This is a genomic window from Bradyrhizobium sp. USDA 4452 (assembly GCF_054063575.1).
Map to the genome: position 1 here is coordinate 47,200 of NZ_JBSSGK010000002.1, position 14,940 is coordinate 62,139.

Below are 14,940 nucleotides of genomic sequence, written 5' to 3' on the forward strand. Positions count from 1 at the left end.
CTTCGGAGGGCGGGCACCCTTCCCCCTTGGAGATCGACATGCCGGACAGAGTTTCCTTCGACAACAACATCGCCTTCGACCAGGGCTGGGGCATCTTCGACTGCGACGGCAGCGAGAACGGTCCCTGGCAATTGCAGAAGCTCGATGAGTGCGACCGCCTCCGGGATGACCTGGAAGCGTGGCGCCTCGTCGTCGACTACGCCAACGCCGGCAGCGAATACCACCAGAAAGCGCTGCAGTTCCTGGCTGATCACAATCCCCTGGAACACCGCTGCATCATCGACACCATCAACAAGAAAGCCGTGGCATGACCATCCGCATCGTCTCCGAAGCCGAGTTCGCTCAGCGCATCAGAACCGTCCTCTTCAACCAGTGGGTTGAGCATGTCGGCTGCGTCACCGGCCCCGGCCGATCCGGCGCTGTCGCCGCGGTTTACGCCTCTCACATCCTCGGCATCCCGTTCATCCCGTTCGGCGCCAATGTCCCGGACAAGTTCGAGCTGCTGCTGATCGACACTGCCCGCGAGAGCGGCCGGACGCTCCGCAAATCGGCCAGCTGGTACACCAAGAAGATGGGTCGGGCGCCGACCGTCATCGCGGTCTACGAAGAGCCGCCGCGCATCGCCTTCTGGTACGAGGCGCCGAAGCCTCAGCGCTATCGCCACGAGCTGGGGTTCGCCGCATGAAGCGATCAATCATCCTTATCGCCGCGTTGCTGCTCACCGGCTGTGACGAAGGCAACAGCAATCTTCCCTTGCCTCGCCTCGTCTGCACACAGGTGACCAGCACTTACAGCTGCGGTCGCGGTGGGACGTGCGAGCAGTGCGGCAACTGGGAGATCGGCTGCCCGAAACCGCTGGAGCTGCGCGAGATGACCGGCAGCACTGGCCCCTATCTCGCCTGCCGACTGCAGAGGGAGCGCTCCAATGCTTCAACAGTACCGCCGAATGCGTCACCCGTGCTGCAAGGGAAATCCTGAGCAGCGCGACATCGGCGCCGCCTTCCGCTTCCTGCTCGAAACCAGCACCTGGAAGCGACACCACGAGCCGTTCTCGAAATCAGATCGAGGACGGCAGCGCCGGCAAGAGCGGCGTTTCGTCGACATCAACAAGCGGTTTGCCCGCACATGAGTGACCTCCGTGATAGCTGCTCAGAACATGTCCTCGGGTACATCAGAACCCACTTCGATTGTCCCTTTTGCGACTACGACTTCCACGAAGAAGGCGACAAATCCAGCGAAGTCATCGAATGCCCGTCGTGCCTCGAAAAGTTCTGGTGCCGAGAGGTCCGGTGACGGCTTCTTCGTTAGATGCGGCAAGCAGTACACCAATGCCGAGATCGACATCATCAGGCGCAATCGGCATTTGAGATTGCACGATCTGCACGCGCTGCTGCCGGGCCGGTCGAGGCAATCGGTCTCGGGTAAGCGCAGCTCTACCGGCTTCACCTACCGCCGGCCGCCATTCACCCGCGGCGAGGACGAGGAGATCAGGCGTGCTGCTGCGACCAAGGGTGCCACCGGCATCTCCCACATTCTGCCGCACCGCACGAAGTGGGACATCACGAAACGCGCCCAGGAGCTGGGCGTCACCCTGTTCAATTCTCACGAGCTGCCGCTGAAGATCCTCGGCGAGCCGCTGGCAGACGCCATCCGCAAGCGAGCCAGGGAGGACGGCATCTCGGTTCGCGCTCTCGATGCCGAGCTGGGCACAGGGCTTTACTTCACCAGCTGCGCCGCGCTCCGAGCACAGCGCGGCAGCAAGCCGAACATGACTGCAATCCGCAAGGCGATCGAGTTCTTCGACGCTGCGCTCATACCAGGTCCGGAGGGGACCTTCACCATCGACTGGAAGGACGAATAACATGGGACTTTCAACCAAGGGACCGATCACCCGGTATCGCGGATCGTGGGCTGACCTGGAGCGCCGGCGCCGCGAGGCAACGCTTGCGATGATCGAGGACGACCGTGTGGACGCCGCGATCACAATCGCCGGCCTCCGCGAGCAGGCCCGCGCGTTCGAGGGGATCGATCGTGTCCGAGGTCTCTGACGAACAAGCCGGCAGGCCTGTGCTCTACGCCAGGCTGAACGGCAACACGCTTCGCGCCAAATGGCCCGGCAAACGCTGGCACGGCGCATACCTCAGCATCCATGAGGCATGCGACGCGGCGCACAAGGATGGACTCGAGTCATTCCTCATCGACTACGTCGTCGAGGAAAACTGATCGGGTCTAACTGGGGATGCTTGATGAGGTCCCCACCAACCGCCGATGTTCGAAGTGCTCGGTTGGGCTTCGACGTCACTTCTACGAACTAGCATGACTTGTAGGCAGGGAACTTGACTAACAGACGACTCACACCGAGAGCGCGTCAAACCAAAAAGAGGAGCGCAAATGCTCACCATAAGACTTCTGCGGGACCATCAGGAGGTTCCGCCTGTTCAACTCTCGGGACAGACCAACCCTGCATCTTCTCATCCCACCCACTCCATGAGACGGAGACGTGCGAATGCGAAAGATCCGGTATTACTACGCAAGGGACAGACCATCCCTCAGCTTCCACCTCAATCTTCAACACCAATGAGATGGAGCCATGGTCAACAAGCCGATGAAGGCCGGGCCCGTGCGGCGGGTTCGCTTCTACAATCCACGAGATAGACCGCGTTAGAAGGCGGTTGTTTGTAAATAACTCTTGCGCTTCCGTGCGCATGAATGCAAATTAACGCCAAGAACGGCAGCCGGGCGAACCTCATGTTTCAAAGGTTTTCCCTGCTCCACCAAGAGATACGTGCGCCTGCACGATAGCTTGAATGCAAATCAAAGCAAATGGAGGACTGCAATGTCGTTCTACCTGGTCCGGTTAGAACCGGACGGGGCCGGTGCCATGAAAGATGTGCCGATCCCGGACTATGGCCCCTATGACAAGGGCAGCGAGGCAGCGAAGGCCGCGAAGACCCTTACCGAGGAGCGCGGCTACAAGGTGCAGCCGCGGCGCATGGCCCAGGCTCCGGACTGGCGTGGCCGGCAGCAGGAGCGGCTCGCGAGCGGCGCTTTGAAGGCGCTGCCTGAGGCGTGGGACCTTGAGCCGATCAAGGATCACTTCGCTCACCTCTGCCCGCGCGATCCGTCGAAGATCGCGTTCACCGAGAGCGACGAGCACGGCACGATCGACCGCACGACCTCGCTCAACCCGGGCCGGTACATCACCCGGTTCTATGAGACCGAAGACAAGATCCCCGACGCTCACCGCCGGAAGCTGATCGCTGCCATCGATCCCAACGGCGAGATCTTCTTTGCGTTCAGCCCGGAAGAGATCGTCCGCATCTACAAAGAAGGTCCCGGCTCGTGCATGGACGGCAAGCACACGTTCGAAGGGATGGACCCGCACTGGCCGACCGAGCCCTACGGGGGCTGGCGACCTGGCTGTGGCCTACACCAAGAACGCTGAGGGCCGCATCCAGTCGCGCTGCCTGTGCTGGCCCGAGAAGAAGATCTTCGGTCGCTGCTATGGCGACATCCAGCGCATGATCGCTGCGATGAAGGCCGAGGGCTACACCTACTACCACGGCGACAACATCCGCTTCCCGGACGGCGCGAAGCTCCTCAAGATCGAGCACCCCGAACGGCGCTGGGAATACGTGATGCCGTACTTCGACGACATCGAGATGGTCATCATGAACGGCGACTATTTCGAGACCTACAACGGCACGCTGGCAAGCCTGCCGCTTGGCACGAAGTACATCAGCTGTGGCGGCAGCGCCGGTCGCTCCCTGCTCTACCAGTATTGCCCGAAGATGCGCAGCGGACAGCCGGCGCACACCTTCAAGCACATCCACGGTGTCGAGCAGGAATGGTCCAGCCAGGCGTACCAGTCCTACGCCTTCACCTGCCGTGGCTCCGGCAAGCTCTACGCCAACGAGTTCAAGGTCTCCATGGCCACTCCAGGCGTTTACTGGGGCCACGACTACTTCGCCGAGCACGGCGAGCACTGCGCCGTCACCAAGAAGAACCATCCCAAGACCGAGATGGTTCAGAAGGGCGACCGTCGTGTCCACAACAGCGTGGAGTGGCGCTTCGATGCTGACGGCAAGGAGCTGCCAGCGAAGAAGATCAAGGCGATCGAGGAGGAGCGCTGGGGCACCGTCACCATCGGTGATCTCATCGGCGAAAAGCCGTGGCACCGCGACATGCGGTACCTGAGCAAGAGCCGCTTTGAGCGTGAGTATAACGCCGTCACCAACACGGTCGAAACTCGCGTCACCGGTCGGCGTGCTGACCAGGTGATCATCGACGACCCGTTCGTGGCTGCGCCCCAGCTCGACCCACGCCAGCAACAAGAGATGGCCCGCTACATGGGCGATCTCGTCGACCGACAACTGCGCGACCAGATGCTCCGGGGCCTCCCTGAGCCGGCCGCTCGGTATGACTACGATCCAACCCGCTAATCCAACAGGAACTGAAATGTCCAACGACCTTGAGATGCTCAAGGCGATGCTGTCGCATCGTCGTCCCTATGGCTCGAAGACCGAGCTTGCCTACATCGATCGGTTCATCACCCCGCTCGGGGTGCAGACCGACAAGTTCGGCAACCGGTTCATGATCATCGGCGAGGAAAAGCCGACGATCCTCTGGTCATCCCACACGGACAGCGTCCACCGGGATGAAGGCTTCCAGCAGATCGAAATGACCGGCACCAAGATCCATCTGCCGAAGAAGTCCAAGTCGAACTGTCTCGGCGCCGACGACGCGGCCGGCAACTTCATCATGATCAAGATGATCGAGGCGAAGGTGCCAGGCCTGTACGTCTTCCACTTCGGTGAGGAGGTCGGCTGCAAGGGATCGGGTGGCATCGCCAACGAGACGCCCGAATTCCTGGATGGCATCAAAGCTGCCATCGCCTTCGACCGTCGCGGCTTCACGTCCGTCATCACCCACCAGCGGGGACGGACGGCGTCGGATGCGTTCGGCGACTCCCTGGCAGCTCAGCTGCCCAGCCGGTTCAAGAACGATCCGACCGGCGTCCTCACGGACACCAAGATCTACATGGGCATCGTGCCGGAGTGCTCGAACGTCTCGGTTGGATACGAGAACGAGCACACCAATCGGGAGACGCAGTGCGTCCAGCATCTGTTCGAGTTGCGCGACCACATGGTCAAGATCGACGCTTCGAAGTTCGTCATCGAACGCAATCCCAAGGCCACGGAGCCGGACGTGAAGCGCTCCTCCTGGTCGGGCTCGTCGACAGGCAGCAGCTTCGGCAGCAGCAGTCCGCTGCGTACCATGCGGATGCTGAAGCAGCTGCGGCAGCGCGAACTCGAGGATCTGGTCTTCAAGTACCCGCGACAGGTCGCTCAGTACCTGGCCGACATCAAGGTCAGCGCCGAGGAGTTGGATGACGCCATCTACCTCATCAACCGGCCCCGCGAGCGCTCCTTCCTCGATCTCTTCGACGACGAAGGCCTGCTCAGCGCCTGATCGCCACCCACGAAATCACGAAACAAAGGACACTGAACAATGAAACTCGGATTGCAAGAGCATGTGGACGTCGCCTCTGGAGTGCAGGATGAAGTCGCTATCTCGTTCGAAGCCAACGCGGTTGCGTTCTACGCCCAGATCTCCGGCCTGGCGAAGGACAAGATCGGCTACCCGATCCGCGAGCTGACGACGAACATGTGGGATGGGTCGCGCCTGAAGTACGGCGACGACATCCCGGAGGACAAGATCCCGCAGATCCGGCTGCCGACGCCGCTCTCGCCGACGATCTCGTTCCGGGACTTCGGTCCCGGCATGTCGCCCGACGACATGAAGAACGTCTATGCCCGCCTCTACGCTTCGACGAAGCGTGGCAGCAACGACCAGGTCGGCGGCTGGGGTCTGGGTTCGAAGAGCCCGTACGCCTACCTGATCTCGGACTCGGGCTCCGGCTCCTACACCGTGACGTCCTACCACGGCGGCATGATGCGGACCTACGTGCTCTCGCTCTCCCAGAGCGGTGCGCCGACCATGCGCCTGCTGATCGAGGCGCCGTCCGACGAGCCGACCGGCCTGGAGGTGTCTTTCCCGGTTCGCCGCGAAGACATCCGCGAGTTCCATGATCGGGCTCGCAGCATCCTCTGGTCGTTCACTCCGCGGCCGAAGATCACCCCGGCGATCGACTGGAAGGACCCGGTCGTCATGAGCCAGGGCGACAACTACACCCGTTACAAGAACGGAACGGTGCCGTTCAACGGTCCGCACGTCCGCATGGGTTGCGTGATGTACCCCTTCGACATGCGGCAGATCAAGACGACGGGCTTCCTCGACTACAGCGACGCCGTCCTGTTCGATGCGCCGATCGGCTCGCTCAAGGTGACGCTGTCCCGCGAAGAGCTGGCCTATGACGACAATACCAAGGCGACCCTGGCTCGCTTGACCGAGGAGTATGAGCAGAACTTCATCCGAAACTGTCAGACCGCCGTCGACACGGCTGAAGACCTGATCGGTGCCGTCGAGCTGTTCGAGGAAGCAACCCAGTCTCTCGGCGTCTCTCGCACCGAGAAGCTGCGGGAGGTCGTGAAGTGGCGCGGCAAGACGCTCTCGTCGACCGTTCCGAAGATCAACTGCAAGACCGGGATGCTGGCCGATGGCTGGGTCCACTTCGACAAGTTCGAAGACACCACGGTCCGGATGAGCTGGTGCCGGGACGCCAAAATCGTCATCGAGCACAACCCCAGCTACTCCTACTCGCGCTTCCAGATGGCGCAGTTGGTCGGCCAGAAGGTGCTCTGGATCCGCTGCAAGCGGGCCTTCCGCGAGGAAGTGCTCAATGCCCTCGGCAATCCCGAGGTCGTCGAGTTGGACACCTTCAAGGTGCCGGCGAGCAAGCGGACCCGTGGCAAGACCGTCCGTCGCCGCAGGGTGATGGTGGTCACCGAGGGTGGTGGCGTCCTCGTGTCGCAGGAGGATGTCGACCTGGCCGAGGGCGGCTTCTACCTGCAGCGCGTCAGCAACGGCCTCTACAGCCGGCGTCGCGGTAACGAGTACGTCAAGGTCTCGACCGAACAGAACAGCGTCTCGCTCAGCGTGATGAAGGAAGTCATCTCGGCCTCCTTCGAGCTGGGTCTGGTCGAGGAAGGCACCACGATCCTGATCCAGAGCGAGGATCACGCTGCGCTCGGCGACAACTGGACGCTGTTCGGAGATGACCTGATCCCCGATCTGCAGGCCAAGATCGACGTCTCGACGTTCACCGGACTGCACCAGAAGTCCTTCAACGATCTCGACTCGGCGCTGAGGGGCATCGTCGGCATGACGCCGGCGACGTTCGCCAATGCGCCGGGCGACCTGCTGCTGTTCAAGACCGAGCTGACGGCGCTCGGCACCGCTCTCCGGGGCAACTCGACCGTCGATACCCCGACCGACAAGGCCCACTCCGCCCTGTCCAGGCTCGGTATCGAAATCGACAAGCCGGAGGTGCAGTGCCCGATCACGGCGATGGAACGGCGCTACCGCGAGCTGTGCTCGAAGTACGCGCTGCTCAAGCTGATCATCGAGCCGAACCCGTACTACTCGTACTCGAACCGCACGGACGCTGCCCAAACCCAGCGCCAGCTCAAGCACTACTGTGACCTCCTGCATGCAGAGCAGCAGCTCCTGCAACAGCAGGCGGAAATGGCGAGGGCTGCGCTGGCGCTGAACGACAACAACCAGAACGCCGAGCCGGTCGAGGACGAGATCGACCCGCTGGCGGAAGCAGCCTGAGACGGAGCGATCCAATGATCCCGAGCGTCATCACCGACACCTCAATCACGTTCATTGCCAGGGGCCGTCCGTGGACCCTGGCAGCGGACCACACGCACTTCGGAAAGGTCAAAGATCTGTTGACCTCAGGCTCTGACGACTCCGACGAGATCGTCCGGCTGGCCGACGTGCGGGTGGCGGTTGAGGAGCACTCCGGCGGCGCAGCCACCCTCACCGAGGATGGTCTGTACCTGGACGGAGAGCAACTGCCGCAGGCCTGGCTCTACAAGGCCTGTGCCGAGCCCGACGCCGCGAAGGTGTTGGCGGTGACGCCGGGAGATCGGGTCCGCGTCGAAGGCGACGAGGATGCGCCTGACGGCATCTACACCGTGGCCGAAGTCGACAACACCGACGTGGACAAGCGCGTCTACGTCGAGCCGGTCGACAACGACGAGGACTACTTCGGCTTCGTCGCAAACACGTCGATCGTCGAGATCATCCGGGACGCGGCCGATGCCGCGTGACCCGAGGGTGGACCCGCTCATCCAGGAAGCGAAGTGGCACTGCAAAGGGTGCCGCGAGTCCTGGCGCCTGGACGGGTGGATGCACCGCAAACCCATGAAGATCGAATGCACCGCGAAAGTCATCCGCCAGAAGCTGCGGGACATCGCCAAGGAATTGAGGAGTAACGAACTTGCCCGACTTGCAACAAGCAATCCAGATCTTCTTCGAAGGCTGCAAGCGCATCGCCGAGGCTCACCGGCAGGCGAACTACCCGCGCAACCCCGCGCCAGAGTGGAAGCTGCAGGAGCTGCAGAAGCGATTTCGGATCGTGAATGGGAGCGGCGTTCACTGCTTCATTGATAAGGCGACCGGCGACGTGCTGAAGGCCGAGAGCTGGGCGCGGCCGGCGAAACACGCCCGCGGCAACGTCTTCGACGAGCACAACGGTCTCGCGAAGATGGGTCCGTACGGCCCTGCTTACCTGAGGTGACCCATGGGCAAGAAGATCAACGAGAAGCCGATCGATCCGAAGCAGGTCGCACTGGCGGCTATTCCCGGTCTGGAGATCGGCGACGTGCTCCAGTTCTTCTACGACCGCGCGTCGGAGCGTGACAAGAAAATCGCGGACATGGCCGACGTCGGCGACGACGGAGAGTTTGAGATCGATGGCGCGATCATCTCCGAGGGCGATGACAACGGCGCCTACGTCCTGGGCTGGAGCTGGGCGAGCTTCGCCGGCACCGCGCTGACCAAGATCTGCGAGTGCTGCGAGGCCGACACCGACAAGGCGATCGAGGTCAAGACGACCCTCGGCGAGAACGAGTTTTACTGCGCCGAGTGCGCGAAGGAGATGACCGATGCCTAAGACTCTGACGAAACTGCAGGAGCAGATCGTCGCCAAGGTGCTGACGCTCCATGCCACCAACTACGTCTGGCTCCGCGAGGGCGAGGTCAACTCGCTCAACAGCCTGAAGGCCAAGAACCTGATCGACCAGCACGCCTATGGCTCGATCCAGCCGCGCCACCTGACCGCCGAGGTCAAGGCCGTGTTCTGGCGGGAAAATCCGCGCACCTTCAAGATGTCGAACTTCCACGGTGAAGGCTGGCTGATCTTCGACGACAAGCGATACATCTGCAAGGTCTACAACGAGGTGGATGCGACGCGCGTCGTTGAAGGCCTGAAGGAGCTGCGCGTCGCGGAAGTCGATGCCGGCAAGGAGGCTGCGTGATGGCTCTCCATCCGATGATCACCACCTACCTCGACGGCCTGGACGCATCGATCGATGGCCGCGGCTACGACGCCAAGCACGATCGGGCTCGCAAGTTCGTCGAAGGCGCCTGCGAGATCCTCTCCCAGCTTTCCAGGATGGACACGCCGACCGACAAGGCGCGGAACGCCGAGCACGCCGAAGACATCATGGCCGATCTCGACGACGAACGCCTGTGCAGCGATGCATCGGCTCTCTACGCCCTGATCCGGAAGGCTCGGGAACTGTCCCGCACGAGGAAGCCCCGCAAGAAGCGGTGATTTGCATTTTTTGCAAATATCATTTGCTTGAATGCAAATGCACTGATAACCCTGACCAGACCCAATTCCGAAAGGTGAACCATGTACGTCCCCTCCCCGCAGCAAGCGGCTGTCCAGCAAGAAGCCTGGAACGGCACCGGCTCCATCATCGTGATCGCAGTGGCCGGCGCCGGCAAATCGACCACCATCGTCCGCACGGTCGGCGAGATGCGCGGCAGCAGCATCATCCTGTCATTCGGCGCCAAGATCTCCAAGGAGATGAAGGGCAAGCTGGAGCAGCTCGGCATCGACTGGAAGAAGGCTGAGTCCTCGACCTGTCACGCCATCGCCCTGCGCAACTACCGCAAGACGTTCCCGAAGGTGCGTATCGACGACGAGAAGGTCGGGCGCATCAGTGCTGACTGGGTGGAAAACGCCAAGATCGAGCCTTCGCTCGTTCCTCACGTCTCGGTCGCCTGTCAGCTCGTCGGCCTCGCCAAGCAGAGCGGCCTCGGCATCGAGGGCCAGGGCCACATCGACGATACCTCGATCTGGGAGGATATCGCCGAGCACTTCGACCTGTTCGACGAAGAGCCGCTGCAGAAGAAGGCATCGGACATCATCGACCTGGCGATCCTGCTGCTCAAGGAGTCGAACAAGAACCCGGACGTCATCGACTTCAACGACATGATCTACCTGCCCCTGCTCTACAAGATCAAGTTCTGGCAGTTCGAGAATGTCTGGATCGATGAGGCGCAGGACACCAACACGGTGCGCCGTCTGCTGGTGAAGGCGCTGATGAAGCCTGGTATCGGCCGCGTCATCGCTGTCGGAGATCCTCACCAGGCCATCTTCGGCTTCACGGGCGCCGACAACGACAGCCTCGACATCATCCAGCAGGAGTTCGGCGCCAAGGTGATGCCGCTCACGGTCACCTATCGCTGCCCGAAGAACGTGGTGAAGTTCGCCCAGACCTGGGTGAACCACATCGAGGCTCACCCCTCGGCGCCCGAGGGCAAGATCAGCTCCGAGACGTTCGAGAAGATGATCACCGTCCGCGACCGTCTGAACGGGGACGCGGCGATCATCTGCCGCAACACCCGGCCGCTGGTGACGGCAGCGTTCGCCCTGATCCGCGAGAAGATCCCCTGCCGCATCGAAGGCCGGGACATCGGCAACTCGCTCAAGAAGCTGGCCACCCGCTGGAAGTCGATCAGCACCATCCCGGAGCTGGAGGACAAGCTGGAGGACTGGCTGGAGAAGGAGAAGGAGCGCTGGCTGCCGAAGAAGAAGATGTCGAAGGTCCAGGAGGCCGAGGACAAGGTCGAGACGCTGAAGGTCGTCATGGATGCATGCCGCGACGACAAGCAGGACTCGATCGCAGCGGTCACCGCCTACATCGACAACATCTTCGCCGACGACGTGAAGGGCATCCTCACCCTCTGCACCATCCACCGGTCGAAAGGCCGTGAGTGGAAGCGCGTCTACTGGCTCGATCGGCTGAACACCTGCCCGTCGAAGTACGCCAGCATGCCCTGGGAGAAGGAGCAGGAGGTCAATCTGCAGTACGTGGCAGCCACCCGAGCCATGGAAGAGCTGATCGATCTCTATCCGCCGTTGCCGAAGGTGAAGGTGCCGCCGGCCAACGACAACAAGCAAACCGTAGCAGCGACAAAGGCGGCCTAAGGGCCGCCACTTCGCCCCTTTCCATCAAGGAAGCATCATGATCACTGAACAGATTTTCAAGCGTGGCTCGGACGGCAAGATCCGCAGCTGGCAGGTCGAGGTCAACGGCGCGGACTATCGCGTCATCGCCGGCATCCACGGCGGCAAGATGGTCGAGAGCAAGTGGAAGACAGCCAAGCCGAAGAACGTCGGCAAGGCCAACGCCACGACTCCGGAGCAGCAGGCAGCGCTAGAGGCCTCGGCTGAAGAAGCCAAGAAGCTGAAGCGCGAGTATCGCCGCACGATCCCGGAACTCGAGTTCGTGCCGAATGGCCCGATGCTCGCCGAGACCTGGGACGACTTCAAGAAGGACGTCCCCTACGCTGACGGCGTCTGGTCACAGCCGAAGCTCGATGGCATCCGCGCCATGATGACCCGGAAGTGGGGCGCGACCTCCCGCGAGTATCAGCCGCATTTCAACTGCGGTCACCTGATGGCAGCGCTGGAGCCGCTGTTCAGCGCGCACGACGGCATCGAGTTCGACGGCGAGCTGTACAACCACGATTTCAAGGCCGACTTCAACGGCCTGGGATCGATCATCCGCAAGCAGAAGGCCACGCCCGAGCAGGCCGCTCGCGCCGTCGAGCTGATCCAGTATCACATCTACGACCTTCCAAGCCCGGCGCCGTTCGCCGAGCGCACGGAGAAGCTGAAGGAGCTGCTCGCCAAGATCGGTCATCCGCAGCTGATCTACGTCCCGACCACCAAGGTGGGCAACCTGGAGGAGCTGGACGCCGCCGAGGTCGAGGCCGTGGAGCTGGGCTACGAAGGCCAGATGGTTCGCTTCAACGAACCGTATCAGTACGACAGCAGGCCCTGGTCGCTCATGAAGCGGAAGCGCTTCGTGACCGAGGAGTTCCCGATCCTCCGCGTCGAGGAAGGCGAAGGCAACTGGTCCGGCGTCGCCAAGCGCGTCGTCCTCCAGATGCCGGATGGCCAGGAATGCGGCTCCGGCATGCGGGGCTCCCAGGAGTTCGCGGCCGAACTGCTGGCTCAATGCCGCGCCGGCAAGACGCCGAAGGAGGGAACGGTGCGTCACTTCGGCTTCACGCCGGACGGGATGTTGCGCTTCCCGGTCGTGACCGACTTCCACCAGGACGGTCGCGTCGACTGACCATGAAGCTGCACCATCCGCATGGCCCGGTGCCAGAGGGCGTCGATGTCCTCTGGCGCTGCGAAGCGAAGAGCTACTCCTACGTGATCGACGCCGATCGCGAAGAGTACGGCGTCACCGCTCCCCGCCTGGAGATGCGGTGGTACCACGTCGATCGCCGGACGCCGAAGGGCGCCTACTGCTGCGGTGAGTTCGTCCGGCTCACTGCGCACAAGAAGAGGTTTGCGGAGACCGAGGCTGATGCCCTCCGCGACTTCAAGGCTCGCAAGAACAAGCAAATCCAAATCCTCAGCCGGCAACTGGTGAGGGCTGAGCGCGAGCTGGCCCTGACCAAGCCCAACCATGACCTGTTAGTTGCATGAATGCAAAGGAGAGACCCGTGAACGGCATCGTTCTGTACCGCGGCCCGTCCGTGATCGACGGCCAGCAGATTATTTGCATTGCCACCGGACTCGAGGACGGTGGCTCCAATTCAAAGACTGGACCGATGGTTCAGATCTACATCCTGCGCGACGGCATCAACCCGATGAAGGCCGTGCAGACCGGTGACGACATCTCGATCTGCGGCACCTGCCCTCACCGCGGCAAGGTCGTCAGGGACCACAAGACGGGTCTGCTGACCAACGTCGGCCGCTCCTGCTACGTCACCCTGATGCGCGGTCCTCGCGTGGTCTGGGACGCTTACTCACGCGGCAAATATCCCGAGGTGCCGCTCGCCAAGGCCCGGAAGCTTCTGGCTCGCAAGGTCGTCCGCGTCGGCGCCTACGGTGATCCGGGAGCTGTGCCGGTCAAGGTCTGGAAGACGGCGCTGAGCCAGGTCGCCGACCTCACCGGATACACGCACATGTGGCGCGAGATCCCCGAGCTGGCCGACTTCTGCATGGCGTCCTGCGACACCGAGGTCGATCGCGTGCTCGCCAAGGCTCTCGGCTTCCGCACCTATCGCGTCCGAGGCAAGGCCGATCCGAAGCTCCCGGGCGAGGGTCACTGCCCTGCATCGGCGGAGATGGGCAAGGCCGTCCAGTGCGCCTCCTGCATGCTGTGCGGTGGCAACCGGACCAAGGCCAATGCCGACATCACCATCGCCATCCACGGCGCCGGCAAGAACAACTTCAACCGGAGTCTGGAGGTTGCCTGATGTTCAGCATCATCACCCTTCTCGACCGCGATTACGACGATGACGACATCGAGACCGTAATCCGCACCAACCGCCAGGACCACCGAGTGCAGAAGACCGCACGAGAGTATCGGCGCGTCGATCGCAACCAGGACGGATACGGAGATCAGGATCAACCATGAAGCAATACAGCGTCGTCGGCTGCGTCACAGCCAGCAAGTACATGGGCCGCTTCTGGGCCAACTCGAAGGAGGAGGCTATCGAAATGGCTCAGAGGAGCGACAACAACTTCGTCTCGCTTTGCCACCAGTGCAGCGACGAGTGCGAGGATCCTGAGATCCACGAGATGGTCGCTGAAGAAGTGACCAATTGATGCCGATCTCCATCGTGCATGACGGCACCAGTTTTCCCGAGCCAGCGGAGAACTGCTGCTTCTGCTTCGGCCTGACCAGGCACTGGCACAGAAGATCCGACGTCGCGGTCTGCGAGCAGTGCGCTCCGGTCCGCAAGGTCAAGGAGATCCCCACCAAGAAGGACTGGTGCGCAGCTGTGCGCGCCAAGATGCCCCGACGCTTCGGGGAAATCGACATGGCTTACATCAAGAGGATTGCATCATGACTGCGACCACCATCGAGGCGCCCGCCCTTACGGCGCAACAGCTCGCCGACCAGATCGTCACCGCACTGGAAGGCGGCTCGAACCACTGGCTCGAACGCTTCCACTCGAAGAAGGGCAAAGAGCGGGCAACGGAGGGCCCGTGGTATTCCGACCCGAAGGTCTGGGACGGCGACTTCGAGATCGAGGTGCTGGCCGACGAGGACAGCGTGACGCACAGCTTCACGCCGGACAAGGTGAAGGATGGCCTGGCGTGGCTGATGAAGAACCACCCCCATCGCGTCGCCGAGATCATCGAAGAGACCGGTGATGCCGAGACGGCGGACGTCTTCCTTCAGGCCTGCGTGCTCGGCGAGATCGTCTATGGCTGAGCGACTGGCACAGTGGCGCGGCCTGACGCGGGGCCAGAAGATCAAAACGCTCATCGAAACGAAGGGAGCAGACCACGATGACATCGAGCACACCATGCCGCCCGGCACGGATGGCGTCGTCGACCAGATCGAACGGTACACTAGTGAACAAGGTGTCGTCGTAACGATCGTGATTTGGGTCGATGACAAGCGCGACCGTTCGATCGTCAACGCCTTCGACGAGCTGGACGGCCCGATTGAGAAATTCGTGGAGGCGATATAGAAGAGGAGA

Annotated in this window: 24 protein-coding genes; all 24 read left to right on the top strand. The window is 62.1% G+C overall.

What is annotated here, in order from left to right:
* Positions 1–38: 38 nt before the first annotated feature.
* Positions 39–311: a hypothetical protein gene (locus ACVISU_RS41465; RefSeq protein ID WP_194483190.1), complete on the top strand. Its 273-nt coding sequence runs from the start codon at positions 39–41 to the stop codon at positions 309–311.
* Entirely contained in the window at positions 308–685 is a 378-nt protein-coding gene (locus ACVISU_RS41470) for a hypothetical protein (RefSeq protein WP_194483191.1), read from the top strand. The genes ACVISU_RS41465 and ACVISU_RS41470 overlap by 4 nt, the downstream gene beginning before the upstream one ends.
* A complete protein-coding gene (locus ACVISU_RS41475) occupies positions 682–978 on the top strand; it encodes a hypothetical protein (RefSeq protein ID WP_194483192.1) in 297 nt (98 codons plus the stop codon). The genes ACVISU_RS41470 and ACVISU_RS41475 overlap by 4 nt, the downstream gene beginning before the upstream one ends.
* 391 nt (positions 979–1,369) lie before the next feature.
* The gene (locus ACVISU_RS41480; protein ID WP_028344210.1) at positions 1,370–1,861 is read left to right on the top strand and encodes a hypothetical protein; all 492 of its coding nucleotides are present in this window, start codon (positions 1,370–1,372) and stop codon (positions 1,859–1,861) included.
* A gap of 1 nt (position 1,862) precedes the next feature.
* Positions 1,863–2,048, top strand: coding sequence for a hypothetical protein (locus ACVISU_RS41485; RefSeq protein WP_028344211.1), 186 nt, complete (start codon positions 1,863–1,865; stop codon positions 2,046–2,048).
* The gene (locus tag ACVISU_RS41490) at positions 2,032–2,223 is read left to right on the top strand and encodes a hypothetical protein (protein WP_172647873.1); all 192 of its coding nucleotides are present in this window, start codon (positions 2,032–2,034) and stop codon (positions 2,221–2,223) included. Before ACVISU_RS41485 ends, ACVISU_RS41490 begins: the two co-directional genes overlap by 17 nt.
* 613 nt (positions 2,224–2,836) lie before the next feature.
* Positions 2,837–3,445 carry a hypothetical protein gene (locus tag ACVISU_RS41495; protein WP_456711016.1) on the top strand — a complete coding sequence of 203 codons (609 nt, stop codon included), beginning with the start codon at positions 2,837–2,839 and terminating at the stop codon, positions 3,443–3,445.
* Complete coding sequence (locus tag ACVISU_RS41500; protein ID WP_456711017.1) at positions 3,423–4,442, top strand: hypothetical protein; 1,020 nt, start codon at positions 3,423–3,425, stop codon at positions 4,440–4,442. Before ACVISU_RS41495 ends, ACVISU_RS41500 begins: the two co-directional genes overlap by 23 nt.
* Positions 4,443–4,458: 16 nt before the next feature.
* Positions 4,459–5,472, top strand: a complete 1,014-nt coding sequence (locus tag ACVISU_RS41505) for a hypothetical protein (protein WP_194483194.1) — start codon at positions 4,459–4,461, stop codon at positions 5,470–5,472.
* A 39-nt stretch (positions 5,473–5,511) separates the two neighbouring features.
* The gene (locus tag ACVISU_RS41510) at positions 5,512–7,737 is read left to right on the top strand and encodes a hypothetical protein (RefSeq protein WP_194483195.1); all 2,226 of its coding nucleotides are present in this window, start codon (positions 5,512–5,514) and stop codon (positions 7,735–7,737) included.
* A gap of 14 nt (positions 7,738–7,751) precedes the next feature.
* The gene (locus ACVISU_RS41515) at positions 7,752–8,240 is read left to right on the top strand and encodes a hypothetical protein (protein WP_194483196.1); all 489 of its coding nucleotides are present in this window, start codon (positions 7,752–7,754) and stop codon (positions 8,238–8,240) included.
* A gap of 170 nt (positions 8,241–8,410) precedes the next feature.
* Entirely contained in the window at positions 8,411–8,710 is a 300-nt protein-coding gene (locus tag ACVISU_RS41520) for a DUF7717 family protein (protein WP_194483197.1), read from the top strand.
* A 3-nt stretch (positions 8,711–8,713) separates the two neighbouring features.
* Positions 8,714–9,085 carry a hypothetical protein gene (locus ACVISU_RS41525; protein WP_194483198.1) on the top strand — a complete coding sequence of 124 codons (372 nt, stop codon included), beginning with the start codon at positions 8,714–8,716 and terminating at the stop codon, positions 9,083–9,085.
* Positions 9,078–9,449 (top strand): hypothetical protein, encoded by a 372-nt coding sequence (locus ACVISU_RS41530; protein WP_194483199.1) that lies wholly within the window; start codon positions 9,078–9,080, stop codon positions 9,447–9,449. Before ACVISU_RS41525 ends, ACVISU_RS41530 begins: the two co-directional genes overlap by 8 nt.
* Positions 9,449–9,748, top strand: coding sequence for a hypothetical protein (locus ACVISU_RS41535; RefSeq protein WP_194483200.1), 300 nt, complete (start codon positions 9,449–9,451; stop codon positions 9,746–9,748). The genes ACVISU_RS41530 and ACVISU_RS41535 overlap by 1 nt, the downstream gene beginning before the upstream one ends.
* A gap of 81 nt (positions 9,749–9,829) precedes the next feature.
* Positions 9,830–11,413, top strand: coding sequence for a UvrD-helicase domain-containing protein (locus ACVISU_RS41540; protein ID WP_194483201.1), 1,584 nt, complete (start codon positions 9,830–9,832; stop codon positions 11,411–11,413).
* Positions 11,414–11,450: 37 nt separating this feature from the next.
* Positions 11,451–12,566, top strand: coding sequence for an ATP-dependent DNA ligase (locus tag ACVISU_RS41545; RefSeq protein WP_194483202.1), 1,116 nt, complete (start codon positions 11,451–11,453; stop codon positions 12,564–12,566).
* 2 nt (positions 12,567–12,568) lie between these two features.
* Complete coding sequence (locus tag ACVISU_RS41550; RefSeq protein WP_194483203.1) at positions 12,569–12,928, top strand: hypothetical protein; 360 nt, start codon at positions 12,569–12,571, stop codon at positions 12,926–12,928.
* A gap of 17 nt (positions 12,929–12,945) precedes the next feature.
* Positions 12,946–13,704, top strand: coding sequence for a hypothetical protein (locus ACVISU_RS41555; RefSeq protein WP_194483204.1), 759 nt, complete (start codon positions 12,946–12,948; stop codon positions 13,702–13,704).
* Positions 13,704–13,865 carry a hypothetical protein gene (locus tag ACVISU_RS41560; protein WP_194483205.1) on the top strand — a complete coding sequence of 54 codons (162 nt, stop codon included), beginning with the start codon at positions 13,704–13,706 and terminating at the stop codon, positions 13,863–13,865. Before ACVISU_RS41555 ends, ACVISU_RS41560 begins: the two co-directional genes overlap by 1 nt.
* Positions 13,862–14,056: a hypothetical protein gene (locus ACVISU_RS41565; RefSeq protein ID WP_194483206.1), complete on the top strand. Its 195-nt coding sequence runs from the start codon at positions 13,862–13,864 to the stop codon at positions 14,054–14,056. Before ACVISU_RS41560 ends, ACVISU_RS41565 begins: the two co-directional genes overlap by 4 nt.
* The gene (locus ACVISU_RS41570) at positions 14,056–14,301 is read left to right on the top strand and encodes a hypothetical protein (protein WP_194483207.1); all 246 of its coding nucleotides are present in this window, start codon (positions 14,056–14,058) and stop codon (positions 14,299–14,301) included. Before ACVISU_RS41565 ends, ACVISU_RS41570 begins: the two co-directional genes overlap by 1 nt.
* Entirely contained in the window at positions 14,298–14,669 is a 372-nt protein-coding gene (locus ACVISU_RS41575) for a hypothetical protein (protein WP_194483208.1), read from the top strand. Before ACVISU_RS41570 ends, ACVISU_RS41575 begins: the two co-directional genes overlap by 4 nt.
* Positions 14,662–14,931 (top strand): hypothetical protein, encoded by a 270-nt coding sequence (locus tag ACVISU_RS41580; RefSeq protein WP_028340908.1) that lies wholly within the window; start codon positions 14,662–14,664, stop codon positions 14,929–14,931. The genes ACVISU_RS41575 and ACVISU_RS41580 overlap by 8 nt, the downstream gene beginning before the upstream one ends.
* Positions 14,932–14,940: the final 9 nt, after the last annotated feature.